Annotated in this window: 29 protein-coding genes; 11 read left to right on the forward strand and 18 right to left on the reverse strand. The window is 68.7% G+C overall.

All coding sequences use genetic code 11. From position 1 onward, the window contains the following. Positions 1-79: 79 nt before the first annotated feature. Together AC07NG_RS00505 and AC07NG_RS00510 are read right to left on the reverse strand one after the other, a co-directional pair. Complete coding sequence (locus AC07NG_RS00505; RefSeq protein ID WP_494591439.1) at positions 80-910, reverse strand: endonuclease/exonuclease/phosphatase family protein; 831 nt, start codon at positions 908-910, stop codon at positions 80-82. Continuing rightward, positions 910-1,665: a DeoR/GlpR family DNA-binding transcription regulator gene (locus tag AC07NG_RS00510; RefSeq protein ID WP_199232541.1), complete on the reverse strand. Its 756-nt coding sequence runs from the start codon at positions 1,663-1,665 to the stop codon at positions 910-912. Before AC07NG_RS00510 ends, AC07NG_RS00505 begins: the two co-directional genes overlap by 1 nt. Positions 1,666-1,853: 188 nt before the next feature. On the opposite strand from AC07NG_RS00510, the gene AC07NG_RS00515 reads away from it, so the two are divergent. After that, the gene (locus AC07NG_RS00515; protein WP_494591441.1) at positions 1,854-4,646 is read left to right on the forward strand and encodes a TonB-dependent receptor; all 2,793 of its coding nucleotides are present in this window, start codon (positions 1,854-1,856) and stop codon (positions 4,644-4,646) included. 173 nt (positions 4,647-4,819) lie between these two features. Then, positions 4,820-6,220 (forward strand): alkaline phosphatase PhoX, encoded by a 1,401-nt coding sequence (locus tag AC07NG_RS00520; RefSeq protein ID WP_494591443.1) that lies wholly within the window; start codon positions 4,820-4,822, stop codon positions 6,218-6,220. Positions 6,221-6,470: 250 nt separating this feature from the next. On the opposite strand, the gene purS is transcribed toward AC07NG_RS00520, so the two are convergent. Together purS and purC are read right to left on the reverse strand one after the other, a co-directional pair. Continuing rightward, entirely contained in the window at positions 6,471-6,710 is a 240-nt protein-coding gene (gene purS / locus AC07NG_RS00525) for a phosphoribosylformylglycinamidine synthase subunit PurS (RefSeq protein ID WP_110121476.1), read from the reverse strand. Positions 6,711-6,775: 65 nt separating this feature from the next. Continuing rightward, positions 6,776-7,531, reverse strand: coding sequence for a phosphoribosylaminoimidazolesuccinocarboxamide synthase (gene purC, locus AC07NG_RS00530; protein ID WP_109454828.1), 756 nt, complete (start codon positions 7,529-7,531; stop codon positions 6,776-6,778). A gap of 389 nt (positions 7,532-7,920) precedes the next feature. Here purC and AC07NG_RS00535 point away from each other — a divergent pair, with 389 nt between their 5' ends. The 3 genes from AC07NG_RS00535 to AC07NG_RS00545 all read left to right on the forward strand — a co-directional run bounded on the left by AC07NG_RS00535 (position 7,921) and on the right by AC07NG_RS00545 (position 9,438). Further along, positions 7,921-8,238 (forward strand): DUF1476 domain-containing protein, encoded by a 318-nt coding sequence (locus AC07NG_RS00535; protein ID WP_110121474.1) that lies wholly within the window; start codon positions 7,921-7,923, stop codon positions 8,236-8,238. Positions 8,239-8,481: 243 nt separating this feature from the next. Next, on the forward strand, positions 8,482-8,904 hold the full coding sequence (locus tag AC07NG_RS00540) for a DUF1842 domain-containing protein (protein ID WP_110121473.1): 423 nt from the start codon (positions 8,482-8,484) through the stop codon (positions 8,902-8,904). 168 nt (positions 8,905-9,072) lie between these two features. Then, the gene (locus AC07NG_RS00545) at positions 9,073-9,438 is read left to right on the forward strand and encodes a DUF1842 domain-containing protein (RefSeq protein WP_494591447.1); all 366 of its coding nucleotides are present in this window, start codon (positions 9,073-9,075) and stop codon (positions 9,436-9,438) included. Between the two features lie 22 nt (positions 9,439-9,460). On the opposite strand, the gene AC07NG_RS00550 is transcribed toward AC07NG_RS00545, so the two are convergent. From AC07NG_RS00550 to AC07NG_RS00570, 5 genes are all read right to left on the reverse strand, one after another. Beyond that, positions 9,461-9,991 (reverse strand): DNA-deoxyinosine glycosylase, encoded by a 531-nt coding sequence (locus AC07NG_RS00550; RefSeq protein WP_494591449.1) that lies wholly within the window; start codon positions 9,989-9,991, stop codon positions 9,461-9,463. Further along, a complete protein-coding gene (locus tag AC07NG_RS00555) occupies positions 9,988-10,740 on the reverse strand; it encodes a 2OG-Fe(II) oxygenase (protein ID WP_494591451.1) in 753 nt (250 codons plus the stop codon). The genes AC07NG_RS00550 and AC07NG_RS00555 overlap by 4 nt, the downstream gene beginning before the upstream one ends. Before the next feature lie 5 nt (positions 10,741-10,745). Continuing rightward, positions 10,746-12,056, reverse strand: a complete 1,311-nt coding sequence (gene purB, locus AC07NG_RS00560) for an adenylosuccinate lyase (RefSeq protein ID WP_494591453.1) — start codon at positions 12,054-12,056, stop codon at positions 10,746-10,748. Between the two features lie 54 nt (positions 12,057-12,110). Continuing rightward, positions 12,111-12,434 (reverse strand): hypothetical protein, encoded by a 324-nt coding sequence (locus tag AC07NG_RS00565; RefSeq protein ID WP_494591455.1) that lies wholly within the window; start codon positions 12,432-12,434, stop codon positions 12,111-12,113. 67 nt (positions 12,435-12,501) lie between these two features. Further along, on the reverse strand, positions 12,502-13,992 hold the full coding sequence (locus AC07NG_RS00570; protein WP_494591457.1) for a spinster family MFS transporter: 1,491 nt from the start codon (positions 13,990-13,992) through the stop codon (positions 12,502-12,504). A 218-nt stretch (positions 13,993-14,210) separates the two neighbouring features. Here AC07NG_RS00570 and AC07NG_RS00575 point away from each other — a divergent pair, with 218 nt between their 5' ends. Together AC07NG_RS00575 and AC07NG_RS00580 are read left to right on the forward strand one after the other, a co-directional pair. Further along, entirely contained in the window at positions 14,211-14,384 is a 174-nt protein-coding gene (locus AC07NG_RS00575; protein WP_494591459.1) for a hypothetical protein, read from the forward strand. Positions 14,385-14,453: 69 nt separating this feature from the next. Continuing rightward, positions 14,454-14,843, forward strand: a complete 390-nt coding sequence (locus tag AC07NG_RS00580) for a hypothetical protein (RefSeq protein ID WP_494591461.1) — start codon at positions 14,454-14,456, stop codon at positions 14,841-14,843. On the opposite strand, the gene AC07NG_RS00585 is transcribed toward AC07NG_RS00580, so the two are convergent. Then, entirely contained in the window at positions 14,840-16,174 is a 1,335-nt protein-coding gene (locus AC07NG_RS00585; protein WP_494591463.1) for a spinster family MFS transporter, read from the reverse strand. The genes AC07NG_RS00580 and AC07NG_RS00585 overlap by 4 nt on opposite strands. A 95-nt stretch (positions 16,175-16,269) precedes the next feature. Here AC07NG_RS00585 and AC07NG_RS00590 point away from each other — a divergent pair, with 95 nt between their 5' ends. After that, positions 16,270-16,887, forward strand: coding sequence for a glutathione S-transferase family protein (locus AC07NG_RS00590; protein ID WP_494591465.1), 618 nt, complete (start codon positions 16,270-16,272; stop codon positions 16,885-16,887). Here the strand turns inward: AC07NG_RS00590 and AC07NG_RS00595 are convergent. From AC07NG_RS00595 to AC07NG_RS00605, 3 genes are read right to left on the reverse strand one after another with little or no spacing between them, the layout of a single operon-like run. After that, on the reverse strand, positions 16,884-17,534 hold the full coding sequence (locus AC07NG_RS00595) for a glutathione S-transferase family protein (RefSeq protein WP_494591467.1): 651 nt from the start codon (positions 17,532-17,534) through the stop codon (positions 16,884-16,886). The two genes, AC07NG_RS00590 and AC07NG_RS00595, sit on opposite strands and share 4 nt — an antisense overlap. Before the next feature lie 50 nt (positions 17,535-17,584). Beyond that, on the reverse strand, positions 17,585-18,568 hold the full coding sequence (meaB, locus tag AC07NG_RS00600; protein WP_494591468.1) for a methylmalonyl Co-A mutase-associated GTPase MeaB: 984 nt from the start codon (positions 18,566-18,568) through the stop codon (positions 17,585-17,587). Positions 18,569-18,578: 10 nt separating this feature from the next. After that, positions 18,579-18,896 carry a heavy metal-binding domain-containing protein gene (locus AC07NG_RS00605; protein WP_494591470.1) on the reverse strand — a complete coding sequence of 106 codons (318 nt, stop codon included), beginning with the start codon at positions 18,894-18,896 and terminating at the stop codon, positions 18,579-18,581. Positions 18,897-19,071: 175 nt separating this feature from the next. On the opposite strand from AC07NG_RS00605, the gene AC07NG_RS00610 reads away from it, so the two are divergent. Both AC07NG_RS00610 and AC07NG_RS00615 read left to right on the forward strand, forming a co-directional pair. After that, the gene (locus AC07NG_RS00610; protein WP_101712668.1) at positions 19,072-19,536 is read left to right on the forward strand and encodes a DUF4112 domain-containing protein; all 465 of its coding nucleotides are present in this window, start codon (positions 19,072-19,074) and stop codon (positions 19,534-19,536) included. A 32-nt stretch (positions 19,537-19,568) separates the two neighbouring features. Further along, on the forward strand, positions 19,569-20,027 hold the full coding sequence (locus AC07NG_RS00615) for a DUF4112 domain-containing protein (RefSeq protein WP_494591471.1): 459 nt from the start codon (positions 19,569-19,571) through the stop codon (positions 20,025-20,027). A 4-nt stretch (positions 20,028-20,031) separates the two neighbouring features. Here the strand turns inward: AC07NG_RS00615 and AC07NG_RS00620 are convergent, their stop codons facing one another. The 5 genes from AC07NG_RS00620 to AC07NG_RS00640 all read right to left on the reverse strand — a co-directional run bounded on the left by AC07NG_RS00620 (position 20,032) and on the right by AC07NG_RS00640 (position 25,320). Further along, positions 20,032-20,610, reverse strand: a complete 579-nt coding sequence (locus tag AC07NG_RS00620) for a Uma2 family endonuclease (protein ID WP_494591473.1) — start codon at positions 20,608-20,610, stop codon at positions 20,032-20,034. Between the two features lie 45 nt (positions 20,611-20,655). Then, positions 20,656-21,120: a hypothetical protein gene (locus AC07NG_RS00625; protein ID WP_494591475.1), complete on the reverse strand. Its 465-nt coding sequence runs from the start codon at positions 21,118-21,120 to the stop codon at positions 20,656-20,658. Between the two features lie 91 nt (positions 21,121-21,211). After that, positions 21,212-21,721 carry a riboflavin biosynthesis intermediates N-glycosidase gene (gene ybiA, locus AC07NG_RS00630; RefSeq protein WP_494591476.1) on the reverse strand — a complete coding sequence of 170 codons (510 nt, stop codon included), beginning with the start codon at positions 21,719-21,721 and terminating at the stop codon, positions 21,212-21,214. Further along, the gene (gene scpA, locus AC07NG_RS00635) at positions 21,718-23,874 is read right to left on the reverse strand and encodes a methylmalonyl-CoA mutase (RefSeq protein WP_494591478.1); all 2,157 of its coding nucleotides are present in this window, start codon (positions 23,872-23,874) and stop codon (positions 21,718-21,720) included. The genes ybiA and scpA overlap by 4 nt, the downstream gene beginning before the upstream one ends. 3 nt (positions 23,875-23,877) lie before the next feature. Next, positions 23,878-25,320 (reverse strand): methylmalonyl-CoA mutase family protein, encoded by a 1,443-nt coding sequence (locus AC07NG_RS00640; protein ID WP_494591822.1) that lies wholly within the window; start codon positions 25,318-25,320, stop codon positions 23,878-23,880. Between the two features lie 183 nt (positions 25,321-25,503). Here AC07NG_RS00640 and AC07NG_RS00645 point away from each other — a divergent pair, with 183 nt between their 5' ends. Then, positions 25,504-26,511 carry an NAD(P)H-dependent flavin oxidoreductase gene (locus tag AC07NG_RS00645; protein ID WP_487287819.1) on the forward strand — a complete coding sequence of 336 codons (1,008 nt, stop codon included), beginning with the start codon at positions 25,504-25,506 and terminating at the stop codon, positions 26,509-26,511. Positions 26,512-26,564: the final 53 nt, after the last annotated feature.

Here is a 26,564-nt window from a genome sequence, read left to right on the forward strand (position 1 = left end):
CAAGGGTGTTCGGGCGGGTCACGCCGCAGTCATAGCTGAAACATCCTGGGTTGTCCCCCCAAGGGGGCTATGCGGAACGTCAGCGCGTGACCAGGTCGGCGACGATCGGGAAGTGGTCCGAGATCACCTTTCCCGAAGCGGTGTCGGTCAGGGTGGCGAAGCTGCGCAACGCCAGCCGGCGATCGGCGAAGACAAAGTCGATCGGCGACGCGGGCGGCGGGCTGGGGGAGAAGTCGTTGAACGTGCCTTCGGGTCCCGAAACCGCCGGGCTGGCGGCGCGGGCGTCGACATAGGGGGCGTCGGGCGCGGTCAGCAGCCGGTGCGGCGCCTCGGCCGGGCCGCTGTTGAAGTCGCCCAGGGTCACCAGCATCGCCCCCGGCCAGGCCGGCAGGTCGCGGATCTGGGCCGCGCAGCGCTCGCGGGAGACCGCGCCGCGGTGGTCGAGATGGGCGTTGCGGATGTCCAGCAGCGCGCCGCTCGCGCGGTCGCGCAGCACCAGGCGGGTGAAGGTGCGCGGCAGGGCGGCGTCATAGGCCTTGCCCGGAACGTCCGGCGTCGGCGAGCACCACTGGGTCTGGGCCGAGACCTTCTCGAAGCGGTCGACGCGCCAGAACACCGTCGTGCTCTCGCCCGCCGTCGCCCCGTCGTCGCGGCCGACGCCGTAGTGGTCGTAGCCGGGCAGGGCGCGCGCCAGGTCGTCGACCATCGGCAGCAGGGCCTCCTGCACGCCCAGCACGTCGGGTGCGACGCGGCGGATCTGCTCGCCCATCGGCCCGCGCCGGGCGCGCCAGTCGGGAACGTCGTCGGGATTGTCGTAGCGGATGTTGTAGCTCATCACCCGCAGCTCGCCCGCCTGGACGGCGGCGGGCAGCAGGGCCAGCAGCAAGGCGGCGATGGGCAGCATGCGCATCAGGCCACCACCACGGTCGAGCCGGCGAACATCGCCGCATAGGCTTCGTCGAGCGCCTGGTCGGTGACCAGGATGTCGACGTCGTCGGCGGTGGCGGTGCGGATCAGGCCCAGGCGTCCGAACTTGGTGTGGTCGGCGGCCAGCAGCACCCGGTCGGCGCAGCCATAGGCGATGCGGCTCATGGCGGCCTCGCGGGCGTGGCGGTCCATCAGGCCGTGGTCGGCGTGGATGGCGCTGACGGTCAGAATGGCCAGGTGCGGGGTGAACTGGGCCAGATAGGCCTGGGCTGCGTGGTCGGAGAAGGCCTTGTAGTCGTAGTCCAGCTCGCCGCCGGCCAGGAACAGGGTGTTGCCGTTGCGGCCGCCCAGGGTCTGGGCCACGGTCAGCGAGTTGGTGATCACCGTCAGGTCGCGGCGCACGCCGGCCAGCACCCTGGCCACGAAGCAGGCGGTGGTGCCGGCGTCGATGAAGATGGTGTCGCCGTCGCCGACGAAGCGGGCGGCCGCCTCGGCGATGCGGGTCTTTTCGGCGACGTTCTCCTGCAGGCGGCGGTCGAAGGGGCCCTCGGCCGTGGCGGCGGCCAGGCGAACCGAGCCGTGGGTCCAGAGCACCGAGCCCTGGGCCTCGAGCACCCGCAGCTCGCGGCGGATGGTCTCCTCGGAGACCTCCAGTTCGTGGGCGATCTGGGCCAGGGCCCGGCTTTCGCCCGGACGCAGCCGGCTCAGGATCTCGCGCTGGCGGTCTTCGCGTTTCAAGCCCGGCTTCCTTCGATGCGATGGCTGAGAGGGATTATGTTGGGTTCGTGGAAGTTGTGCGAGATAAATGTGAGATTGATGTGTCTGAACTTTGCATTTTGTGAATTTTCCGCAGAATTGTCACAGAATCTTGTTGCGCCCTCCGTACTAGGCCCCCCGTCGCCCGATGCGACGTCGAGAGGGGCCTCATGCAACGTTTCAACCTTTCGCGCCTTGCCGCGCCGCACCGCTTCAAGCGCGTCCTGCTGGCCAGCGCCGTCCTGGGCGCGGCCGTGGCCGCCGGCGCCCAGGCGCAAGCCGCCGAGACCGCCGCCGCCGATCCCACCGAGATCGACTCGGTGGTCATCGTCGCCAACCGCAACGACGCCGCCCAGGCGCAACTGAAGTCCGCGACCGCGGTCTCGATGCTGTCGGCCGAAGACCTGGAGCACACGGCGGTGCACAACGTGGCCGAGGCCCTGGGCATGATGCCCAGCGTCAACGTCATGAACACCGGCTCGTCGTTCTTCGGCGGCATCGACGGCGCCTCGCGCGGCGAGGGCATGTTCGTCTCGATCCGCGGCCTGAACGCCGAGTTCAACGTCAACATGATCAACGGCGTCACCGTGGCCCAGGGCATGCCCTACAGCCGCCAGGTGCAGCTGAGCTTGCTGCCGCCGTCGGGCCTGCACACCATCGTGCTGAACAAGACCTCGACCGCCGACATGGACGGCGACGCCATCGGCGGCACGGTCGACTTCCGCACGCCCTCGGCCTTCGACTTCCGCGACGACTTCAACGGCTCGATCACCGCCTCGGGGCGCGTCGAGAGCCGGGCCCGCGACTATGGCGACGAAGGCTTGGGCGGCGGCCTGTCGGCCGAGTGGGCCCACCGGTTCGGCCCCGAACAGAGCTTCGGCGTCTACGCCAGCGCCTTCTACGACAAGCGCAGCTACGCCAACAGCGAGATGGCCGGCGTCATGGCCGCCACCAACGACGGCGGCTGGGGCTATCTGGTCAAGGACGCGGCCGGCAACAGCTATCCGGGCCTGGATCCCGAGAAGAACATCACCCAGACCGGCCTGAACGTCGGCGTCTCCAACGGCTACACCGAACGCTGGGGCGGCAACTTCACGCTGGAATGGCGTCCGGACGACACGCTGAAGGCCTATCTGCGCAGCTCCTACGCCTTCGCCAAGACCGAGCAGAACTCCACGCTCAGCCAGTTCGTCAGCGCCAGCAAGAGCTACAAGGAAACCGTCGCCGGCAGCGGCCGCTACAATCTCAGCGTCGACGCGATCTCGACCCGCGTCTGGTACGAGACTAACCCCGAAGAGGCCGACCTCGGCACGGTGCAGCTGGGCTTCGACAAGACCCTGGGCGCCTGGACCCTGTCGCCGCAGGTCTTCTACAGCGAGGGCGACAACGACCGCCCCGACCACATCGAGGCCTCGGTCCGCATCAACCAGAGCGACCGCTACAACAGCGGCTCCAATCTGGCCTATGGCGGCCTGTCGATGGGCTATTCCGACAACCTGCCCCAGCCGCTGTTCACCCAGGCCATCTACGACACCCTGAACAACGCCAACACCGCGCTGCTGGCGCGTCGCGCCGGCCAGCTGACCGAGCAGTACAGCGGCCAGGAGAAGTACGGCTTCAAGTTCGACGCCAAGCGGGTGTTCGAGGGCGGCGCGCTGCAGTGGATCAAGCTGGGCGGCAAGTACGTCGACAGCCACCGCCGGGTGACCAACCGCGACTGGACCAACGACCACTTCGCCAACCTGCTGGGCCAGGCCGGCGTCACCTGGGCGAGCCTGGGCATCGCCACCGGCTATTACGACCAGGTGTTCCCGGGCGAGTACACCTGGCGCGTGCCGAAGGTGAACCACCAGGCGCTGGTCGACTACTTCTACAAGTACAAGACGGCCGCCAGCTTCGACACCTGCGGGTCGAACTTCGTCAACAACATGAACTGCAACACCCAGAAGGGCGACGAGGCGGTGGCCTCGGTCTACGCCATGGCCAACTACCGCTTCGGCGACGTCGAGGTGGTTCCGGGCCTGCGCTACGAGCACACCAAGATCGACAACACCTACTGGGTGATCCCGACCACCAGCGCCGGCGAGCAGACCGGCTCGTGGGGCTTCAACAGCACCGAGTACAACGAGGTGCTGCCCAGCGTGTTCGTCACCTGGCGCCCCAGCGACGCGAGCGTCTATCGCGGCTCGGTCTGGACCTCCTACACCCGTCCGGCCTTCGTCCAGCTGGCCGGCGGCGAGCGCCGCCAGGTCGGCGACGACGGCAACGTCACGATCTCCCGCGGCAATCCCGACCTGAAGCCGATCCGCGCCATCAACCTCGACCTCTCGGGGGAATGGAGCAGCGGCAAGGGCGGCTACGCCATGGTCGGAGCCTTCTACAAGCGCCTGTCGGACTACATGTACGACAACGGTTCCAGCTCGGTGAACTCCGACACCTACACCGAGGGCAAGACCACCATCAGCCAGCCGACCAACGGCGGCGACGGCGACGTCTACGGCCTGGAACTCCAACTGCGCCAGAAGTTCACCGAACTGCCGGGCCTGCTCAGCGGCCTGGGCGCGGGCGTTAACGTCACCCGCCAGTGGACCAGCGTCGACCTGGGCGACGGCATCGACAACCGCATCCAGAACGCCCCCGACTGGCTGGCCGACGCCCAACTGTTCTACCAGCGCGGCGGCCTGAGCGTGGACCTGATCTACCACTACACCGGCGCGTACCTCGCCTCGTACGACGTGCTCGACCAGGCCGGCCAGTGGGACAACCTGTGGGTCCGTCCGCTGCGCAGCGTCGACCTGCACGTCGGCTACGCCTTCGATAACGGCTTCAAGGTCGACCTGTCGGTGGCCAACCTGCTGAAGGACTACAGCTACTGGTCGCACATCGGCGAGCACAGCCTGGCCCTGTCGGACGTGGTCGACTCCGGTCGCACGACCCTGCTGACCTTCAAGAAGACCTTCTAGGCGACAAGACCTTCCAGGCGTCGCCGTTCCCCAGACGCCTGGAACCAGGCCCGCCGGACGCCTCCCGTCCGGCGGGCCGATCTCCAAAGCCCCGCAAAGGCCGACCCGCCGTCGCGGCGGCGTCATCGAAACATGAAAGATAGTCCGCTCGCGGACTCGACGAGGTGGTTCCCATGGCTCTTTCCCGCAGGCTCTTCCTCGGCGCGGCCGCCACCAGCCTGGCCTTCTCCGGCTTTTCCGCGCGCGCCCAGGACGAGGCGCCGGAACTGGAGACCTATCTCAACCAGGTCGAGGGCTACGGCCCGCTGATCCCCGATCCCAAGGGCATGCTCGACCTGCCCAAGGGCTTCCGCTACCGCGTCATCGCCCAGGTCGGCGAGACCATGAGCGACGGCCTGCTGGTGCCGGGCAAGGGCGACGGCATGGGCTGCTTCGGCGTCGACGCCGACCGGGTGCTGCTGGTGCGCAATCACGAGCTTTCGGTCACCGACCACGACTACGGCCCCTACGGCCTGGGCATGCGCTATGTCGACAAGGTGGACCGTTCGAAGGTCTGGGACTTCCACAACGGCGACCTGCCGCTGGCCGGCGGCACGACCACCCAGCTCTACAATCTGCGGACCGGCCAGACCGAGCGCCAGCACCTGAGTCTGGCCGGCACGATCATCAACTGCTGCGGCGGCGTCACGCCCTGGGGCTCGTGGCTGAGCTGCGAGGAGACGACGCTCGACGCCGGCCTCGAGGTTGGCAAGAGCCACGGCTACGTCTTCGAGGTGCCCAGCGCCCATCTCGGCCTGGTCGAGCCGGTGGCCCTGACCGCCATGGGCCGCTTCCAGCACGAGGCCGCCTGCATCGATCCGCGCACCGGCGTGGTCTACATGACCGAGGACGTGGCCGACGGCCTGTTCTACCGCTTCCTGCCCAACGACCGCAGGAACCTGGCGGCCGGCGGGCGCCTGCAGGCCCTGGGCCTCGTGGAAGCCCCCGAAGGCGGCGACACCCGCAACCAGGTCGAGAAATCGTTCGCGCCGCGCAGCTGGAAGACCGTGCGCTGGATCGACCTCGACGGCGTCGACAACCCGCACGACGACATCCGCCGCCGCGGGCACAAGGCCGGCGCGGCGATCTTCTGCCGGGGCGAGGGGCTCTATTTCGGCCACGGCGAGCTCTATTTCGCCTGCACCTCGGGCGGGCCGATCGGGGCGGGCCAGCTGTTCCGCTACGTGCCCAGCGCCCTAGAGGGCCAGGCGGGCGAGGCCGACCAGCCGGGCCGCCTGCAGCTCTTCGTGGAAAGCGGCAACGGCCGCGTGCTCGACTACGCCGACAACCTGGTGGTCGCCCCGTGGGGCCACGTCATCGTCTGCGAAGACCGCTATTCGGAGACCCTGCGCAACCACCTGCGCGGCGTGACCCCCGAGGGCAAGGTCTACACGCTGGGCCGCAACGTCTTCCCGGGCAATTCCGAGCTGGCCGGCGCCTGCTTCTCGCCCGACGGGACCACGCTGTTCGTCAACATCCAGAACCCGGGGATCACCGTGGCGATCTCGGGGCCGTGGGCCTCGGCGAAGGTGTAGGGCGGGTCGGCATTCACCGGCCTGTGCTCATTTTCCACCGAGCATCCCCGCGAAGGCGGGGACCCAAGCCGAGTCCGCGGGTGATCCACGGCCGGGCCTCTTCCTGACAGTCAGCTTGGATCCCCGCCTTCGCGGGGATGCTCGGATTTGAAGATCGCGAACGGCTGAATGTCGATCGGTCTTGGAGACAAGAAAAAGGGCGGCTGGATCAGCCGCCCTTTTTCCAAAAGCGTCCGCCTCAGGCTGAGCCTCAGGCGATGTCGATGCGGTAGCTTTCGATGACCGTGTTGGCCAGCAGCTTCTCGCACATGGCCTTGACCTCGGTCTTGGCGGCCTCGGCGTCGGTCGCATCGAGGTCGAACTCGATGACGCGGCCGACGCGGGCGTCCTTCACCGACGGCCAGCCCAGGCCATGCAAGGCGTTCTCGACGGCCTTGCCCTGGACGTCGAGAACGCCGGGCTTCAGGAACACGTGGACAGTGGCTTTCAACGCAAAATCTCCCCAGCGGCGCCCGGCGCCGCGACGCCTCCCGTCAGGGAGGCGTCCTGACTGACTTAGTGCACGCCGCCTTGGATGACGGTGGGCATTTCCTTCATGATGCCGAGGCGGCGGGCCACTTCGGTATAGCTCTCGATGACGTTGCCGAGGTCGCGACGGAAGCGGTCCTTGTCCAGCTTCTCGTTGGTGGCGGCGTCCCACAGGCGGCAGCTGTCGGGGCTGATCTCGTCGGCCAGGATGATCCGCGAGAAGTCGCCCTCGTAGATGCGGCCGAACTCGATCTTGAAGTCCACCAGCGTGATGCCGACGCCGCTGAACAGGCCCGACAGATAGTCGTTCACCCGCAGGGCCATGGCCATCATGTCGTCGATCTCCTGGGTGGCGGCCCAGTTGAACGCGGTGATGTGCTCTTCCGACACCATCGGGTCGTTGAGCTTGTCTTCCTTGTAGTAGAACTCGATGATCGAGCGCGGCAGCGGCTGGCCCTCGGTCAGGCCCAGGCGCGTGGCGATCGAGCCGGCGGCGATGTTGCGCACGACGACTTCCAGCGGAACGATCTCGACTTCCTTGATCAGCTGCTCGCGCAGGTTCAGGCGGCGGATGAAGTGGTTCTGCACGCCGATCGCGTTCAGGCGAGTCATGATGTACTCGCTGATGCGGTTGTTGATGACGCCCTTGCCTTCCAGCTGGGCCTTCTTCTCGCCGTTGAAGGCGGTGGCGTCGTCCTTGAAGTACTGGATCAGCGTGCCGGGCTCGGGGCCCTCGTACAGGATCTTGGCCTTGCCTTCGTAGATCTTCTTGCGACGGGTCATGGCTCTCGTCGAGGCCCTTCCTGCGAATAAGCGCGCCGCCCTAGCCCGGTAAGGACTCCTGGAGAAACGAAAAGCGCGCGCGGCGGATAGCTGCGCGCGGCGTTCGACTCAAGGCCGCTCACTGAAAAATGTCTGTTGGAACCTACTCGAACGCGGCCTTTGGCGCAAACGTGGCCTGCCATCGTGGTAAACCTTCGCCCTGCGGCGACGCGGGCGATTGCCCCCCGCCTCGCCACGGGATATGGAGCCGCCACAAGAACCACTTCGCCTCGCGGACACCCTATGTTCGCACGGGACGAAACCGATCTACTCTCTTACACTGGATCGCCGCTCTACCGCCCTGGGTTGCAACCCATCGGCGGAGGCGTTTCGGAAAACTTGGGGCTTTCATGACGACCTTCGACGACCGCGAGCAGGCTTTCGAACGCAAGTTCGCGAACGACCAGGAGCTGGAGTTCAAGGCCACCGCCCGCCGCAACCGCCTGGTCGGCGAATGGGCCGCCGGCCTGATGGGCCTCGCCACGGTCGAGGAATACGCCCGCGCCGTGGTGAAGTCCGACTTCGAACAGCCGGGCGACGACGACGTGGTCCGCAAGGTCTTCGAAGACCTGAAGGGCTCGGGCGTGGCCGTGTCCGAAGGCGAAGTCCGCATGAAGATGGCCGAGCTGCTGGCCTTCGCCCGCGAGCAAATCCGCTCGGGCGAATAAGCCGCGCCGTCTGCCGGGGCGAAAAACCCGGGGCGAGCAAAAACGAAGAGGCCCGGCCCGGTTCGCACCGGCCGGGCCTTTTCTTTTGCGCTATCGCCGTTCTGTGAAAATGAACACCTTAAAGTTGTCGAAAATCTGAAATCGTCCTCAGGCTTTATCGGGCAGTGAATTCGCCCGTCAGGCGCATCGTCGAAAGACGGGGCGGCGACCAAGCGACCGTCCCGCTAACCCGGAGGACGACACATGGCTGACGACGTCGGCAACCTGCACTCCCAAACCACCGAAATCAGCCCGGTCGGGCTTTACCTGGTCAAGCTCGTGGTCGGTAACGTCGGCACGCCCGGCGCCCCGATCGTCAGCCTGGCCCTGACCGTCGACGCGCCCTCGGGCCATGTCAGCGGTATCGCCGAGATCAACCAGGCGATCATCGGCGGCCAGCACCGCTTCCCGGTGCAGGGCAACATCTATCACACCGGCTTCGGCCAGGATCAGCTGCTGGTCGCGCTGCACGGCCAGTTCGTGGCTAGCGTGCCGCCGCCCGCCATCGGCGCGTTCCTGGTGCAGTTCCGCGCCGGCCTCGTGGTCGACAAGAGCTGGAACGGCCACGGCGGCTTCGACTACCTCAACACCCACGTCGACAACGTGCCGGTGAAGAACGTCGGCTGAGGTCGGCGATGAGACGAGGCCCGGTCCGGCGCTGCGCCGGCCGGGCCTTTTCTGTTCGTGGACCGGGGGTGTGCGAAATCGCACGGCGCACCCGGCGATGCGGCCATAGGTTCGCGGCCGAACGTCGGGGCGGGGCAGGGGCCGCCGCACGCGTTCGGGGAAAACGACATGGCGGACGACGTCGAGGTGTGCGGAGAAACGGCGGTCGCGGTCCAGCTGATCGTCGGACGGGTGGGCATGCCCGGCGCGCCGATCCTGCGGCTGGAACTGCAGATCGACGGCGCCAGCGTCAACGGCGTGGCCGAGATCAATCAGGCGGTGATCGGCGGCCGGCATCGGTTCGAGGTGTCGGGCCAGGTCGGCCCGGCCGAGCAGGGCCGGCAGATCCCGCTGAGCGGCCAGTTCACGCCCGCCGGCCAGCCGCCGGCCGACTTCACCGCCGTTCTGTCGGTGGGCGACGACTGGAGCGGCGCGGGCCGGTTCGACTACCTCCAGACCCACGTCCAGAACGTTCCCGTGAAGGCCGAAGGGTAGGGACGCCAGCTCCTCCCCCGTTTCACGGGGGAGGAGCTTCATCCTGGAGCCACGCCCTCAGGCCCAGCCAGGCCTCGCGCTTGGCCTCGAACCCCATCGCCGCATAGGCCGGACTGGACGAGGGCAGAGGGACCAGGGCCAGGCCCGATCCGGCCATTAAACGCTCCCCCGCCTTGGCCGCCGTCCCGCCGTTGAAGGCCACGGCCCGCAGGCGGGGCAGGCTGGCCACCAGGCCCAGCAGGTCGTTGTTCGCCGCGTCCTTGATCGCGGCGTCCAGGCTGCCGGGGCGTACGGCTTCGGCATGGACGTCCCAAAGGCCCACGCCCGCCGCCAGCAGGGCCGCGAGGCGCTCGTCATAGGGCAGGGAAGCGAGGTCGCGGTCGATCGCCGCGCCGATCAGCCGCCAGAAGCCGTTGCGGGGATGGCCGTAGTATTGCGCCGCCGCCAGCGAGGCGTCGCCGGGCAGGCTGCCCAGCACCAGCAGGCGCACATCGGGATCGACGACCGGCGGAAAGCCGCGCTTGCGTTCGCCAGGGGAGGGCGCTTGCGTCATCCCGCTCGCGGTGCGCCCGACGGCGGGCTGTCCTTCAGCCAGCCGGTCACCATCAGCCGCGGCGCGCCGGCATAGGGCGCGACGGGGGCCACCGAATGCTGGCGGGGCACCTTGAAGATGGTCATCACGTTGAAGGCCGGGGCGAAGCCGCGCTCGATGTCGCCCTCGGCGTCGTGGAACAGCAGCTGGCCGCCCCAGTCGCTGCGCCATTCGCGGGTCAGGCTGATGGTGTAGGCCGCCCGCCGGTCACCCTCGCCGGTGTCGTCGTGACGGGTGAGAAAGTCGCCCGGCCGGTAGAGCGTGGCTTGGGCGTCGAGCTTGGTGATCCCGCTCTCGCCGATCACCGCCGCCCCGAAGGTGATCATCTCGGGGCTGTTGAGGAAGTCGGTCAGGTCGTGGATCGGGTGACCCTTGTCGCGCCCGTTCAGATAGGCGCTGATCATCGGATAGCCGAGATAGACATAGGCAAAGCCGTTGCGGGCCCGCAGGGTGGCGGCCTTCAGCTTCTCGCCGACCCCGGCCGCGCCCAGCCTCTGGATCGTCGCCCGGTCCAGCACCTCGGCCTTGCCGGTCTCGGTGGAGCAGATGACGTCCCAGTTCATGCCCTGTTCGAGCATGCGCGCCAGGACGTCGGCCGTGGCCGGCTCGAAGATCCCCGGGATCCGCACCACGCCGTCGCGAGCATAGGCGGCCGCGAAGGCCGCCGGATCCAGCGCCGGGTTCAGACGAAGGATCGGCGGCTCGCTCAAACGGTTCAGGCCTGTTCGCCGAAGACGCGCTTGAAGATCACGTCGACGTTCTTGGTGTGGTAGCCGAAGTCGAACAGCTCCTCGAGTTCGGCGTCGGTCAGGGCCTTGGAGACCACCGGGTCGGCCTTGAGGAAGTCGAGGAAGCGGCCTTCGCCGCGCCACACCTTCATGGCGTTGCCCTGCACGGCGGCGTAGGCGTCTTCGCGCGACACGTCCTTGTGCGTCAGGGCCAGCATGACCCGCTGCGAGAACACCAGGCCCCCGAGCTTGTCGAGGTTCTTGGCCATGTTGTCGGGATAGATGTTGAAGCGCTCGATCACGCCGGCCAGGCGGCGCAGGGCGAAGTCGAGGTGGATGGTGGCGTCCGGACCGATGCCGCGCTCGACCGACGAGTGGCTGATGTCGCGCTCGTGCCAGAGGGCGACGTTCTCCATCGCCGGCACCACGGCCGAGCGGACCAGGCGAGCCAGGCCCGTCAGGTTCTCGGTCAGGATCGGGTTGCGCTTGTGCGGCATGGCCGACGAGCCCTTCTGGCCCGGATCGAACGGCTCTTCGGCTTCGAGGACTTCGGTGCGCTGCAGGTGACGGATCTCGGTGGCCAGGCGCTCGATCGACGAGGCCACGACGCCCAGGGCCGCGAAATAGGCGGCGTGACGGTCGCGCGGGATCACCTGGGTCGAGACCGGCTCGACGGCCAGGCCCATCTTGTCGGCCACGTGCTGTTCGACGCGCGGGTCGACATTGGCGAAGGTGCCGACGGCGCCCGAGATCGCGCAGGTGGCGATCTCGAACTTGGCCATCGCCAGGCGCTCCTTGGCGCGCTGGAACTCGGCGTAGTAGCCGGCCAGCTTCAGGCCGAAGGTGATCGGCTCGGCGTGGATGCCGTGGCTGCGACCGACGCAGACGGTCATCTTGTGCTCGATGGCGCGGCGCTTGAGGGCGGCGAGAACGAGGTCGACGCCGTCCAGCAGCAGGTCGGTGGCGCGCGACAGCTGCACGGCGAAGCAGGTGTCCAGCACGTCCGAGCTGGTCATGCCCTGGTGCAGGAAGCGGGCCTCGGGGCCGACGATTTCCGACACGTGGGTCAGGAAGGCGATGACGTCATGCTTGGTGACGCGCTCGATCTCGTCGATGCGGTCGCTGTCCCAGACCGCGTCGCGGCCCTTTTCCCAGATCGTCTCGGCGGCGAGCTTGGGGATGACCCCCAGTTCGGCCATGGCGTCGGCGGCATGGGCCTCGATCTCGAACCAGATCTTGTACTTGGTCTGGCTGGACCAGATGGCGGCGGCTTCGGGGCGGGCGTAGCGGCTGATCATGGGGCCGGGGTTTCGTCGCGTGGGGCCGCGGAGTCAAGGGAAGCGGGTTATTACTTAAGCGAGCTCGCCGGGGCGCCGGCGCTTCCCCGGCTCCTCCAGCCCCGGCCAGTTGAAGGCCAGGCCGATGACGAGTGCGAAGGTCAGCAGTCCGGAGACGCCGTGCACGCTCTCGACGGTCAGCCGCACCGCGTTCTGGGTCGGGGTCATGCGCACGGTCCGCAGGCGTCCCTCGATCTTGATCTTGCGTTCGATCACGCCGCGCGTCCCAGCCTGCGGCTGGTCTTCATAGATAAGGGTGTCGGTCACGCCCAGGGCCATCCAGCTGACCAGCAGAGCGGCGACGGCGAGACCCAGCAGGCGCAGGTAGCGTTGAAGCATGGGCCAACCTTAGCGGTGGGGGCGGCGGAATGGAAACGCGCCACGCCCGCCGCCCTCAAACGCCGTCTCAGCCCCGCGACTTCATGTGCTTGACCATGCCGATCGCCGCCAGGGCGTAGTGCACGCCGGCCCAGGCGTAGAAGCACAAGGTGACGATGATCCCCTGCTGGGTGGCGCGGGCCATGGCCGCGCCGCAGGCCTTGGCGGCCTCGACGCCCGCGCCCTTGGGCGCGATCCCGCCGGGGCAGGCGCTCGCGAAGTCGATGGCGCCGGGCGAGAACATGCCGCCGAGCGCGCCGAAGATGCCGCCGGCCTGCGGATGGTTGAAGTGGAAGCCGGCCAGGTGGTCGATCAGCCAGCCGGTGAACACCGGGCCGCCGCCCAGGGCGATCAGGTTGAGGAAGAAGAACAGCAGGGCCGTGGCCGTGGCCCGCCGGCGCGGCTCCACCGAGTTCTGCACCACCCCGAAGGTCGGGGCCAGGTAGGTGTAGTGGAAGATGCCGGGGACCAGCAGGATCAGCGCCATCGTCTTCCAGTCGGGCTGCAGGTAGGCGACGATGTAGATCGGGGTGGCGACCAGCAGGCCGATGGCCGGGACCAGGGCGTACCACTTGGCGCTCTTCCTGCCCGCCCAGTCGGTCAGGAAGCCGCCGACCAGGGTGCCGATGCCGGCCGAGAAGCCTGCGATCAGGCCGACGATCAGGCCTACCTGCGCCAGGTTCAGCCCGAAGCCGCGCACCAGATAGGGCGGCAGGAACGCGCCCGAGCCATAGGAGCCGAACGAGGCCAGGGTGACGCCCAGCATCATGTGCAGGACGGGCCACTTGCCGAACAGCACGGCCATCACCGCGCCCAGTTCCCTGAACTCGCCGGCCAGCGAGAAGGGCGGCTTGGCCGGCTCCACCACGACGTCTTCGGCTTCGAGCGGCCGTTCCTTGATCTCCGAATGGCCGCGCGGCGGCTCCTTGACGATCAGCTTGACCAGCAGGGCCAGCAGGATGCCGGGCAGGCCGACGATGACGAAGGCCACCCGCCAGCTGAAGGTCTGGGCCAGCCAGCCGCCGAGGATGGCGCCGAACATCGTGCCCAGCGGGATGCCGAACGAATAGATCGACAGGGCCGAGGCCCGGCTCTTGGGCTCGTAATAGTCGCTGATCAGCGAGTGGCTGGGCGGCGAGCAGCCGGCCTCGCCGACGCCGACCCCGAAGCGGTAGAGCGCCAGTTGGGCGAAGCTGGCCGCGCTGCCGCACAGCGCCGTGAAGCCCGACCAGATGACCAGCGAGAGCGAGATGATCGACACCCGGTTCCAGCGCTCGGCCAGGCGGGCGATCGGAATACCGAGGATGGTGTAGAGCAGGGCGAAATAGAGCCCGCCCAGAAGGCCCAGCTGGGTGTCGGAGAGGTGCAGGTCGACCTTGATGGCCTGACCGATGGTGGCGATGATCGTGCGGTCGATGAAGTTGAAGGTGTAGGTCGCCAGCAGCAGCGCCAGCACCGAGGCCTTGTAGCCCTTGGAGTAGAGCGGCGCCTCGCCGCCCGGCGCACGCGCCTGGCTCATCCTGACTCTCTCCCTTCAAACGTTTGTTCTATTTGTAGGGACTGTGACCCAACGGCAGGGCGAGCGCCACCCTCTTTTCGAAGCTTCGGAATGGTGGCGGCTTTGCGGCGCGGGAATGAACGGCAGACAACGAGCGGGGAGCGGGGACGTTCAGGAAGGCGAGCGCCTACTCGGGTCACACAAGGCCGCTCGAACGGCCGCCGCGTCGGAGGTCTCCCATGCAAGCCGCCCGCCCGATCCGTCAGGAAACGCCCGTCCCCTCGGCCCAGGTCATCTCCCTGGCCGAGTTCAATCACGCTCGCTCGATGCGGGCCCTGGAGCGCTGGGATACGAGCGTGCCCGCCGATCCGTATCCCTTCGCCTACTGCTTCCCGAGGCCCACGACGGATTGAGCTCGACTATTACACGACCCTGAATTGATATAACGTCGATCTCTCAAATCGCGCTTTGGGGGAAGCGACATGACGGCGACGTCAGGAGAGCAGTCGAACCTGCCGCTCGAACTGTTCAAGCTGGCGTTTCCGGGCATCGGGGCGCTGTGGTTGTTCTACGGCGTGACATTGCTGGGGCTGCTCAAGCAGTTGCAGGATCCGGGCGGCATGCTGGAATGGCCCAGGCTGGCGCGCCTGGCGATCCTGATCGCGGTCGGCGCCTTTCTCTGGGTCAACTATTTCGCTTTGCAGACCGCCCATACGATCGTGTTGTCGTCGGCCGCAGAGGCGGGGCTGCCGCTAGCCGCCCATGCCGACAAGCTCAAGCTGCTCCTGTGGGGGCATGCGGTCATCGACTTCGCCGTCTTCGCCGCTACGGGTCTGGTTCTGTTCGTGCGAAGGTCGAAGACGTCCAGCTAGGCCACCATGTCCTCGCGGATCGTCTTCCGCGCCGCCCAGAACAGGGCGAAGGCCGCCAAGCCGAACATCGTCGAGACGATCAGCGCCCAGCGCACGCCCTGGGCCTCGCCCAGGCCGACCGGGCCGGCCAGGACGTCGCTGAGCGCGCCGACGGCCACGGGGCCGAGGCCAAGCCCGATCAGGTTGATCACGAACAGCAGCACGGCCGAGGCCGTTGCCCGCATGGCCGGCGGTACGATGCTCTGGGTGGTCGCATAGACCGGCCCGTACCACAGCGTGCCCAGCAGCATCGGCACGGCCAGGATCAGGATCGCCGCGCCGACGGCGTCGAGGCTGACCACGGCGATGTAGAAGGGCAGGGTGGCGAGCGAGGCGATGGCCGGCACGGTGACGTAGGCCCGCACGTCCTTGGCCCCCAGGCGGTCGGCCAGCTGTCCGCCCAGCCAGGCGCCGATGACGCCGGCCGTGCCGCCGATCAGGCCGAGCGACAGCCCCAGGAAGCCGGCCGACTTCAGGCCGAACTGGGCGGCCAGGGCGGCGATGTCGGCGCCGTGGACGCGGAAGAAGTACGAGGCGATGAACGGCGCCTGGCCGTAACCGACGAAGGCCTTCACCGAGGCGGCGAAGGCCACCAGCCAGAAGGTCTTCTTGGCCATCAGCACGGCCAGGGCCGCGCCGAAGCCGATCGGCTGGGCGGCGCGGGCGGCCAGGTCCTGGGCCAGCCGTTTGCGGGGCTCGACCAGGGTGAAGGCCGCGATCAGGGCGAAGACCACGCCCGGCGCGCCGGCGATCATGAAGGCCACGCGCCAGCCGTAGGCGTCGGCGACCAGCCCGCCCATGGCCATGCCGGCCAGGGTGCCCAGCGGCGTGCCGATCGAATAGAAGGCGATGGCGCTGGCCCGCTTTTCCTTCGGCACGTAGTCGGTGATCAGCGAGTGGGCCGGCGGGGTGCAGCCGGCCTCGCCGACGCCCACCCCGATGCGGGCCGCGATCAGCTGCCAGACGTTCTGGGCCAGGCCGCACAGCAGGGTGAAGGCGCTCCAGGCCAGGATCGAGACGGCGATGATCCGCGGCCGGTTCTTGCGCTCGGCCAGCCGCGCGATCGGGATGCCCAGCACCGTGTAGAAGATCGCGAAGGCCAGGCCCGTCATCATGCCCAGCTGCCAGTCGGCCAGCCCCAGGTCGCGCTTGATCGGCTCGGCCAGGATGTTGACCACCTGCCGGTCGAGGAAGTTCAGCGTGTAGATGATCAGCAGCACCCAGAGGGCGTAGCGGCGATAGCCGCTCGACACGGGCGCGATCACCGGTGACGGGGTCGCCGTCTCCGCCATGGGCGTTCCTCCTCGAACATTTGTTCTAATCGTTGAGGCGACTGTAGACGCGGGGTAAGCGAGAACACCACCCCGCATCGCTCAGGAGACCGTCCATGGAACTCGTCATCGGCACCAAGAAATGGTCGACCTGGTCGCTGCGCCCCTGGCTGGTGCTCAAGCGCGCCGGCGTCTCGTTCAAGGAGACGGTGATCCCGCTGCGCCAAGCCGAGGTCACCGACGCCGAGATCGCCAAGCACTCGCCCAGCAAGCTGATCCCGGTGCTCAAGGACGGCGACCTGACGGTCTGGGACTCGCTGGCGATCTGCGAATACCTGGCCGAGAAGTATCCCGAGGCGAAGCTCTGGCCGACCGATCCGGAACTGCGGGCCCTGGCCCGCTCGGCGGCGGCCGAGATGCATTCGGGCTTCACCTCGCTGCGCGGCGAGTGCCCGATGGACCTGGGCGTCATCAAGCACGCCGACCTCTCCGAGGCCACCCAGAAGGACATCCGCAAGATCGTCGAGCGCTGGAACCAGCTTCTGAAGCGCTCGGGCGGGCCGTTCCTGCTGGGCGAATGGTCGATCGCCGACGCCTTCTACACCCCCGTCGCCACCCGCTTCCGCACCTATGGCGTCCACCTGTCCGACTACGGCGACGTCGGCACGGCGGGGGCCTATTGCGAGCGCCTGCTGGAGGCGCCGGAGTTCCTGGCCTGGGAAGCCGAGGCCTAGGCTTCCGGGAACATGTGCAGGTAGGGCCCGGCTTCCTCCAGCGTCCGCGCGTAGGAGGGACGGGCCTTCAGCCGTTGCAGATAGGAGGCCGCGCTGGGCCGGTCGGCCGCCAGCGGCGTGATCTTGTCGGCATAGAACAGGGCCGGGGCGGCGGCGCAGTCGGCCAGGCTGAAGGCCTCGCCGGCGGCCCAGGTGCGGCCGGCCATCTCGCGCTCGACGATGTCGAGGCCGCGGGCCAGGTCGGCGCGGGCCGCGGCTAGGCCGTGCGGGTCCTTGGCGTCGGCCGGGCGGATGCGGTCGGCCACCACCTTCTGCATCGGCACGTGCACCGACAGGTCGAAGAACCGGTCCTTGGCGCGCACCTCCAGGGCGGCGTCCGGATCCTCGGGGATCAGGCGCGCGGCGACCGGATGATGGATCTGCAGATATTCGATCAGGATCGAGCTTTCGGGCACGACCCGGCCGCGCCCGGCGTCCTCCAGCACCGGCATCCGCGCCATCGGCCACAGCGCCCGGAACGCCGCCGCCGAGGTCGGGTCGCCGAAATCGACCATGCGCTGCTCGAAGGGCAGGCCGAACTCGTACAGGGCGATCAGCGCCTTGTGGCAGAACGACGAGAGCGGGTGGGCGTGCAGGATCAGCGCCATGCGGTGGTTTCCTCCGTTGCCGGCATTGGCCCCGAAACGAAGGGCGGCGTCTACAGCCCGAACGCCTTCAGCAGCCGATCCGCCGCGGCCGAGGCGGGGAGGTCGCCGGCGCGGACGGCGGCTTCGGTTTCGCCGACCAGGGCCGCCACGGCCGGGGCGGCGCGGAAGGCTTCGGCCAGGCGATCGTTGACCATGGCCCACATCCAGCGGCCGTCCTGGTCGGCGCGGCGAGACGCTCTCGCGCCGTTGGCGGTCATCACCTCGCGATGGCGCTCGACCTGACCCCACAGCAGGTCGAGGCCGGCGCCGGTCAGGCCCGAGACGGTCAGCACCGGCGGCGTCCAGTCGCGATGGGCGGGGGTCAGGATGTGCAGGGCGTTGCGATAGTCGCGGGCCGAGCGCTCGGCCTTGGCCGGATCGGCGTCGGCCTTGTTGATGACCAGCAGGTCGGCCAGTTCGATCAGGCCCTTCTTGATGCCCTGCAGTTCGTCGCCGCCGCCGGGGATCAGCAGGGCCACGAAGATGTCGACCATGTCGGCGACGACGGTCTCGGACTGGCCCACGCCCACGGTCTCGACGATCACCACGTCGAAGCCGGCCGCCTCGCACAGCAGCATGGCCTCGCGGGTCTTGCGCGCGACGCCCCCGAGCGCGCCGCCGGACGGGGAGGGGCGGATGAAGGCGTGCGGATCGACGCTCAGCCGCTCCATCCGCGTCTTGTCGCCCAGGATCGAGCCGCCGTGGCGACCGGACGACGGATCGACCGCCAGCACCGCCACGCGATGGCCGGCGGCGGTCAGGGCGCAGCCGAGGCTTTCGATGGTGGTCGACTTGCCCGCGCCGGGCACGCCGGTGATCCCGACCCGCTGGGCCTTGCCGGTGCGCGGCATCAGGCGTTGCAGCAGGTCGCGGGCGGCGGCCTGGTGGTCGGCGCGGCGGCTCTCGACCAGGGTGATGGCGCGGGCCAGGGCCGCGCGCTCACCGGCGACGAGGCGGGCGGCCAGATCGGCGATGTCGAGAACGGGCGGGCTCACCCCGCCGGATTTAGAGGACGACGGCGGTGCCGGAAACCGAAACCATCATCATCTGGCCGTTGGGGCCGACCGTGTTGTAGTCGAGATCGACCGCCAGGATGGCGTTGGCGCCGACCTTCTGGGCTTCCTTGATCAGGCCCTTGAGGGCGTCCTCGCGAGCCCGTTCCAGCACCCGCTCGTAGGAACTGGAGCGGCCGCCGATGAAGTCGCGGATCGAGGCCAGCAGGTCGAGCACCACGTTGGCCCCCAGGATCGCCTGGGAATAGACCGCGCCCTTGTACTCCTGGACCGGACGGCCCTCGATGAACGGGGTGGTCGAGATCAGCATCGGCGGCGGTCCTTCGGTCGATGGCGCATAGTTAAGCATAAATGGCGAGCGCCGCGAGGGGCTCCCCGATCGCGTGCAGGTCGTGGAGCGAAGTTTCGCCTCTGGCGGGAAACCGGCTTCCGGGAAGCCTGGCCTTGAGGCAGATTGCCCCCCGCTTACGCTGGGGGGCTGGCCGTTGTTCTTCGCCAAATCGCATCTCGACCTGCACAACATCCGGGGCAGCGTCGAACGCACGGTCAAGCTGTCCGACAATATCGTCGGCGTCGGGCCGGTCGGCATCGGCCTGGACGGCATTCTCGCCTGGTTCGGCGGGGCGGGCTCGCTCTACTCGCTGGGCGCGGGCGGGGTGCTGCTGTTCGACGGCGTGCGGGCCCGGGCCGCGCCCATGGTGCTGATCCAGATGACCGCCGTGCTGCTGATCGACGCCCTGCTGCCGCTGGGGCCGCCCGGCCTGGGCGCGGTGGCCGACACCCTGTTCACCGGCCAGAAGTGGGCCGGCGGCATGCTGATCAAGCACATGGACGACACCATCTACTTCGAGGGCTCGCGCAAGGACGCGCAGGGCACGGCCGAATATCGCGACCTGCTGGAGCGCATTCGCTCGGGCAAGGAAAAGCGCCGGGTGGTGTTCCTGGGCTGACAACCAAGCTTGCGTCGAGGCGTTGAGACGACATGACCGACGAAGCCGCCCTGCATGGCGAAGTGATCGATGAAGGCCCGGCCGACCATCGGCGCCGGGCGCACAAGGCCTGGCGCAACGCCGAGACCATCAAGCGGCTGTCCGACCGGCTGATTGGCCTTGGTCCCATCGGTATCGGCCTCGACGGCGTGCTGGCCTGGGTGCCGGGCGCGGGCCTGGCCTACGGCCTGGGGGCGGGGGCGCTGCTGATGTTCCACGCCGTGCAGGCCAAGGCAGGCGCGGCGACCATGGCGCGGATGCTGGCCTATCTGGCCGCCGACAACCTGTCAGACACCGTGCCGGTGCTGGGCTGGGCGGTCGATACCCTGTTCCCCGGCCACCTGATGGCCGCCAAGGCCCTGCAGAAGGACATCGAGTCCCGCCACGGCCTGCCCGACGACGTAGAGGTCAAGCGGCGCAAGAAGGTGAAGGCCAAGGCCGGGAAGCGCTGAGCGGTCAGTCGTCGAGCGGCAGGTCGGCGACCTTGATCTCCAGGTGCGGGAACGCTTTTGGCGCGACCGATCCTCGCGCTCCGATCTCCTGCACCGCCCGATAGCCGCCCGCAGACGGTTCGCGATGCACGACGATCTGGCGGCCAGGCACGTCGACCACCCAGTATTCGCGGATGCCGTTCTGGGCGTAGAGCTCGGCTTTGCGGCCCAGGTCGAACGCCTGGCTGGAAACCGAAACCTCGATCGCCAGCACGATGTCGGCGCCGCGCACGTCGCGGTCGTGCAGGCGGCTCGGGAAGATCGCGAGATCGGGCTCGGGCGCGGTCAGGTCGTCGAGGCGGGCCGGAGCGTCGGAATTGACCTCCCATTGCCCCTCGACGAGGCGGCGGGTGAAGAACTGGGTCAGCCACCGCCGGCAGCGGACGTGAGGCACGCTTTCCGGCGACACCGCGATCAGTTCCCCCTCGATCAGCTCCACGTGCGCGTCTTCCGCCAGGATGCCGGCCTCGACCATGCGCAGCACGTCGTCATACGTGAAGCGGTAAGGCGTGACGGTCTCTGCGGGGCGGCCCGGAGCGTTCATGGGCGGGACGATAACATGGCGCGGGCGAAGCGTAACGGCGTGCGCTCAGAGCACGAGACGGCTGCTGGGCGGCGGGGCCGCGGGCTTCAGCAGCCACTGCCGGCCATAGGCGATCCACCAGACGCCGAGGCTGGTCAGCAGGCCGACGCCGATGCAGAGCGGATAGGCGATAGGGGTCCCGAAGAAGAGGCCGTCGCGAAAGGCCACGACGGCCACGCTCGTCCCGGCCGCCAGGCCGACCACCGCCGCCGTCCAGGCATGGTGCCGATCTATCTGGTCGAGGATGGCCCAGGCCGCGAGGGCCGGCAGCAGGTAGGGCCAGCCGAACAGGCCGCCGAACACCGGCGAGATCACGGCGAAGGCGATCGCGCCCGCCAGCCCGCCTTCCGAAAGGTCGCCACGGTCCAGCCAGTAGAAGACCTGTCCGAGGATCAGCGACGGCGCCAGGAGGCTGAACACCGCGCCCGCCAGGACGCGCCCATGGGTCGTCCGCTCGCCAGCCTTTCGCATCGATCGCTCCTCGCTGCTCTTGGCCTCATTTGAAGAGGCTCCCCGTGCAGGCGGCGCCGAAGGCGCGATGGAGAAAACGTGCAAGGATCGGCTAGGCGCGGCCCAGCCGGTCGCGGACGTCGGTCAGGATCCGGCCGAGGAGGTTCTCGCCCTTCCAATCTTCCGGCCGTTGCACCGCGGGATCGTCGGCGGACAGGCCGATCCCCCAGTTCCAGTCGCGGGGATTGGCCTCGACCAGCATGGCCTCGCCGGTGGCCAGGAGTTGGCGGCGCGCGCCGTCGTTCTGGCCGAACTTGGCCAGGCTGCCGCGATGGACGATGTCGACCTTCCAGGCGTCCCAGGTCTCCTGCTCGAAGCTGGCGATGGTCTGGCCCAGGCGCTTCTGCACCGACGGATCCGGCGTGGCCAGGATCGCTGTCGCGACGGCCTCGTCGCCGAACAGGCGGGCCTTGCCGTACATCATCCACTGCTCGGCGGTGGCGAAGTCCAGGCCCTCCAGCGTGAAGGGCGTGGCGTGCCACTGGCTGAACACGCCCTTCAGGAAGGGATGGAAGCTCGTGAACCGGGACGGATGCGGCAGGTCGTCGGCCGTGACCGTCACGCCGCCTCGCCCTGGGTGTAACCTAGCTGCTTGTTCAGCTTGTCGAGCAGCTCGATCACCGCCTCGGCGATCACCGTGCCGGGCGGGAAGATCGCCGCGGCGCCGGCGTCGCGCAGGGCCTGGAAGTCCTGCGGCGGGATCACGCCGCCGACCACCATCATGATGTCGGCGCGGCCCTGCCTGCCGAGCTCGGCTTTCAGCTCCGGCGCCAGCGTCAGGTGCCCGGCCGCCAGTGACGACGCCCCGACGATGTGGACGTCGTTCTCCACCGCCTGGCGCGCGGCCTCGGCGGGGGTCTGGAACAGCGGGCCGATGTCGACGTCGAAGCCGAGGTCGGCGAAGGCGGTGGCGATCACCTTCTGGCCGCGGTCGTGACCGTCCTGGCCCATCTTGGCGACCAGGATGCGCGGGCGGCGGCCGTCGGCCTGGGCGAAGGCCTCGACCATGGCCTTGGCGCGGGCGGTGGTGGGGTCGGAGCCGGCTTCCTTCATGTAGACCCCCTGGATCGACTTGATCTCGGCCCGGTGGCGGCCGAACACCCGCTCGAGCGCGTCGCTGATCTCGCCCACGGTGGCCTTGGCGCGGGCCGCGTCGACGGCCAGGGCCAGCAGGTTGCCCGAGCCGCGCGCGCCGTCTTCCAGCGCCTGCAGCGCCGCTTGCGTCGCCGCCGGATCGCGCTCGGCCTTCAGCCGGGCCAGCTTTTCGAGCTGCTGGTTGCGCACCGAGCTGTTGTCAACCTTCAGTATCGGAATGACGTCGGCCACCTCGGGCTTGTAGCGATTGACGCCGACCACGCTCTGGCGATTGGAGTCGATGCGGGCCTGGGTCTTGGCGGCGGCTTCCTCGATGCGCAGCTTGGGGATGCCCTGCTCGATGGCCTTGGCCATGCCGCCGGCGGCCTCGACCTCCTCGATATGGGCCAGGGCCTTGACCGCCAGGTCGTGGGTCAGGCGCTCGACATAGTACGAACCGCCCCACGGGTCGGCGACGCGGGTCGTGCCGCTTTCCATCTGCAGGAACAGCTGGGTGTTGCGGGCGATGCGGGCCGAAAAATCGGTGGGCAGGGCCAGGGCCTCGTCCAGGGCGTTGGTGTGCAGGCTCTGGGTCTGGCCGTTGACGGCGGCCATGGCCTCCACGCAGGTGCGCGAGACGTTGTTGAACACGTCCTGCGCCGCCAGCGACCAGCCCGAGGTCTGGCTGTGGGTGCGCAGGGACAGCGAGCGGTCGTCCTTCGGCTCGAACTCGCGCTTCATCAAGCGGGCCCACAGCAGGCGGGCCGCGCGCATCTTCGCCACTTCCATGAAGTAGTTCATGCCGATGGCCCAGAAGAAGCTCAGGCGCGGCGCGAAGGCGTCGATGCTCATACCGGCCGCGACGCCGGCCCGGGCGTATTCGATGCCGTCGGCCAGGGTGTAGGCCAGCTCCAGGTCGGCCGAGGCCCCGGCCTCCTGCATGTGGTAGCCGCTGATCGAGATCGAGTTGAACTTGGGCATGTTCGCCGAGGTGAAGGCGAAGATGTCCGAGATGATCCGCATCGAGGGCGCGGGCGGATAGATGTAGGTGTTCCGCACCATGAACTCTTTGAGGATGTCGTTCTGGATCGTGCCCGAGAGCTTGTCGGGCGTGACGCCCTGCTCCTCGGCGGCGACGATGTAGAGCGCCAGGATCGGCAGCACCGCGCCGTTCATGGTCATCGACACGCTCATCTTGTCGAGCGGGATGCCGGAAAAGAGGGTGCGCATGTCGAGGATCGAGTCGATGGCCACGCCCGCCATGCCGACGTCGCCCTTCACCCGCTCGTGGTCTGAGTCATAGCCGCGGTGGGTGGCGAGATCGAAGGCCACCGACAGGCCCATCTGACCGGCCGCGAGGTTGCGGCGATAGAAGGCGTTGCTGTCCTCGGCCGTGGAGAAGCCCGCGTACTGGCGGATCGTCCACGGGTTGGTGACGTACATGGTGGGGTAGGGGCCGCGCACGAAGGGCGCGACGCCGGGGCGGCCGTCGGTGAAGTCCAGACCCGCCGCGTCCTGCGCGGTGAAGGCGGGCGCGACGTCGACGCCCTCGGGCGTGCTCCAGGCCTTGCCGGCTTGCGGCGCGGCGGCGGGCTCGGGCGTCTCGAAGGCGACGTCAGCGAAGTTGGGGAACTTGCTCATGGCTCAGGCTCCCTCGAAGGCGGCGGCGAAGCGGATGGGGACCAGCGCCGGGCAGCGGCTGTCGGGGCCGGGCAGGCGCGGGTCGGGGCCGGCGACGGCGAAGGCGGCCGGATCGGGCGTCTCGACCTCGGGCGTCTTGTCGTCGGCGTTGGGGAAGGCGGTGACGCCCAGGATCTTGCGGCTCTTGTCGGCGAAGGACGCCTCCTGGCCTTCGCGCGTCTCGGCGACGATGTCGGCGATCAGGCCGCTTTCCAGCGCCTTGATGATCCCGCCGTCGGCCTCGATGGCCTGGAAGCCGCCCCAGGCGGCGCGGGCCAGCTGGTCGGTCAGGGTGTCGAGGTACCAGGCGCCGCCGGCCGGGTCGGCGACGCGGCCCAGGTGGCTTTCTTCCATTAGGACTAGCTGGGTGTTGCGGGCCTGGCGGCGGGCGAAGGCGGTCGGCAGGCCGACGGCGTCGGTGAAGTTTCCGAGCACCACCGTGTCGGCCCCGCCCACCGCGCCGGCGAAACCGGCGGCGGTCAGGCGCAAGAGGTTGGTCCAGGCGTCGGCCCTGGCCAGCATCCGCCCCGAGGAGCGGGCCTCGATCCGGGCCGGAACCGTGACGCCGCAGGCCTTGGTCAACTGGTCCCAGAGAGTGCGGACGGCGCGCACCTTGGCGACGCCGGTGAAGTATTCGCCGTCCAGGCTGACGCCCAGCACGATGCGCGACCAGGCCTCGTCCATCGACAGGCCCGAGCGGACCAGGGCCTTGGCGTAGGCGACGGCGGCGGCGGCCATGACCGCCAGCTCCTCGGCGTTGGAGCCGCCGGCTTCGTGCACGGCGCGGCCGGTGGCCAGGAACAGGCTGGCCGTGGCGTAGGTTTCGGCCAGGCGCGCGCCGACCGTGGCCGCCGAGAAGACGTGGCTCTCGATCGGGCCGGGGCTGACGCCGGCCTGCATCCAGGCGGTCAGCGGATCCATGTGGAAGGCCAGCGGCGCATTGGGCGCGGCCTTGGCCAGGGCGCCCAGCCAGTCGGCGGCCTTGGGACCGAGGAAGCCGGCGTCCAGCGCCACGGGGGCGAGATCCAGCAGCACGCCGTCCAGAACGCGTGCCAGGTCGTCACGCGAGCCGACGGCGACGCCGTTCACGCCCATCGGGTCCAGCGCCAGCAGCACCGAGGCCGCGCCGTTCTCAAGGTCCTTCAGGATTTCGCCGCTGGCGTGCCCGGAATCGGGATGGGCGACGCGGGTGCGCAGGTCCCAGGGGCGGTCGACGTCGCGCGGGCGCAGGTCGCGGGCCACGGTGACGGCGTCTTCGGCGGTGTAGAGCGGACGGATGGTGATCCCGTCCGGCGTGGCGCGCGTCAGGGTCTCGTCGAAATCGGCCCCCTTCAGGGTCTTCTCGACCAGTTTCAGCCACCTGGCTTGCGCCAGATTCTCGTCGGGCGGACCGAAGTCGGCGGCCAAAAGAGCGGGGGCCTCGCTCACGACGGGTTTCTCCTGCGGTGCGGCAATTTCTGGTTTTGACGCCCAGTTGCGCGCCTGCCGTCACGGAGGTCAAGCGCTTGCAAGTCCCATGAACGAGCGTTTAAGCTAACGCTGTTAACATGCGCGGCGCGTGACGTCGCGGAACGAGGAGACCCCCGTCCCATGGCTCTGCCGCCCATTCTGCGTGACCGTTTGCGCCTGCCGGTGATCGCCTCGCCGCTGTTCATCATCAGCAATCCGGATCTCGTGATCGCCGAGTGCAAGGCCGGCATCGTCGGTTCGTTCCCGTCGCTGAACGCCCGCCCGCTGTCGCAACTGGACGAGTGGCTGGCCCGCATCACCGAGGAGCTGGCCGCCTGGGACAAGGCCCATCCGGACCTGCCGTCGGCCCCGTTCGCCGTGAACCAGATCGTCCACAAGACCAACAACCGGCTCGAGCAGGACATCGAGCTGTGCGTGAAATACAAGGTGCCGGTGGTGATCACCTCGCTGGGCGCGCGCGAGGACCTGAACCAGGCGATCCACTCGTACGGCGGCATCACCCTGCACGACGTCATCAACGACCGCTTCGCCCGCAAGGCCATCGAGAAGGGGGCCGACGGCCTGATTCCGGTGGCGGCCGGGGCCGGCGGCCACGCGGGCGCCATCTCGCCCTTCGCCCTGGTGCAGGAGATCCGCACCTGGTTCGACGGCCCGGTGGCCCTCTCGGGCGCCATCGCCAGCGGCCGCTCGATCCTGTCGGCCCAGGCCATGGGCGCGGACCTGGCCTATATCGGCTCGGCCTTCATCGCGACCGAAGAGGCCAACGCGCCCGAGGCCTACAAGCGGACCATCACCGAGGCCAACGCCAGCGACATCGTCTATTCGAACCTCTTCACCGGCGTGCACGGCAACTATCTGCGCCAGTCGATCGTCGCCGCGGGCCTGGATCCCGACAACCTGCCGGAAAGCGATCCGTCGAAGATGAGCTTCGGCTCGGGCGGCAACCAGGACGCCAAGGCCTGGCGCGACATCTGGGGCTCGGGCCAGGGCATCGGCGCCATCAAGGAAGTGCTCCCGGTCGCCGAACGCATCGCCAAGCTGGCGGAGGAATATGAGGACGCGAAGGCCGAACTGGCGGCCAAGACCGCGCTCACGGCCGGCAACCGCCTGGCCTTCGCCGCCGAGTAGGACGGGGATCCAGCCGGGGACGAAGGCGACTTTGTCCCCGGCGACTCCGGCCG

Source organism: Caulobacter sp. GW821-FHT10C03 (genome assembly GCF_059415485.1).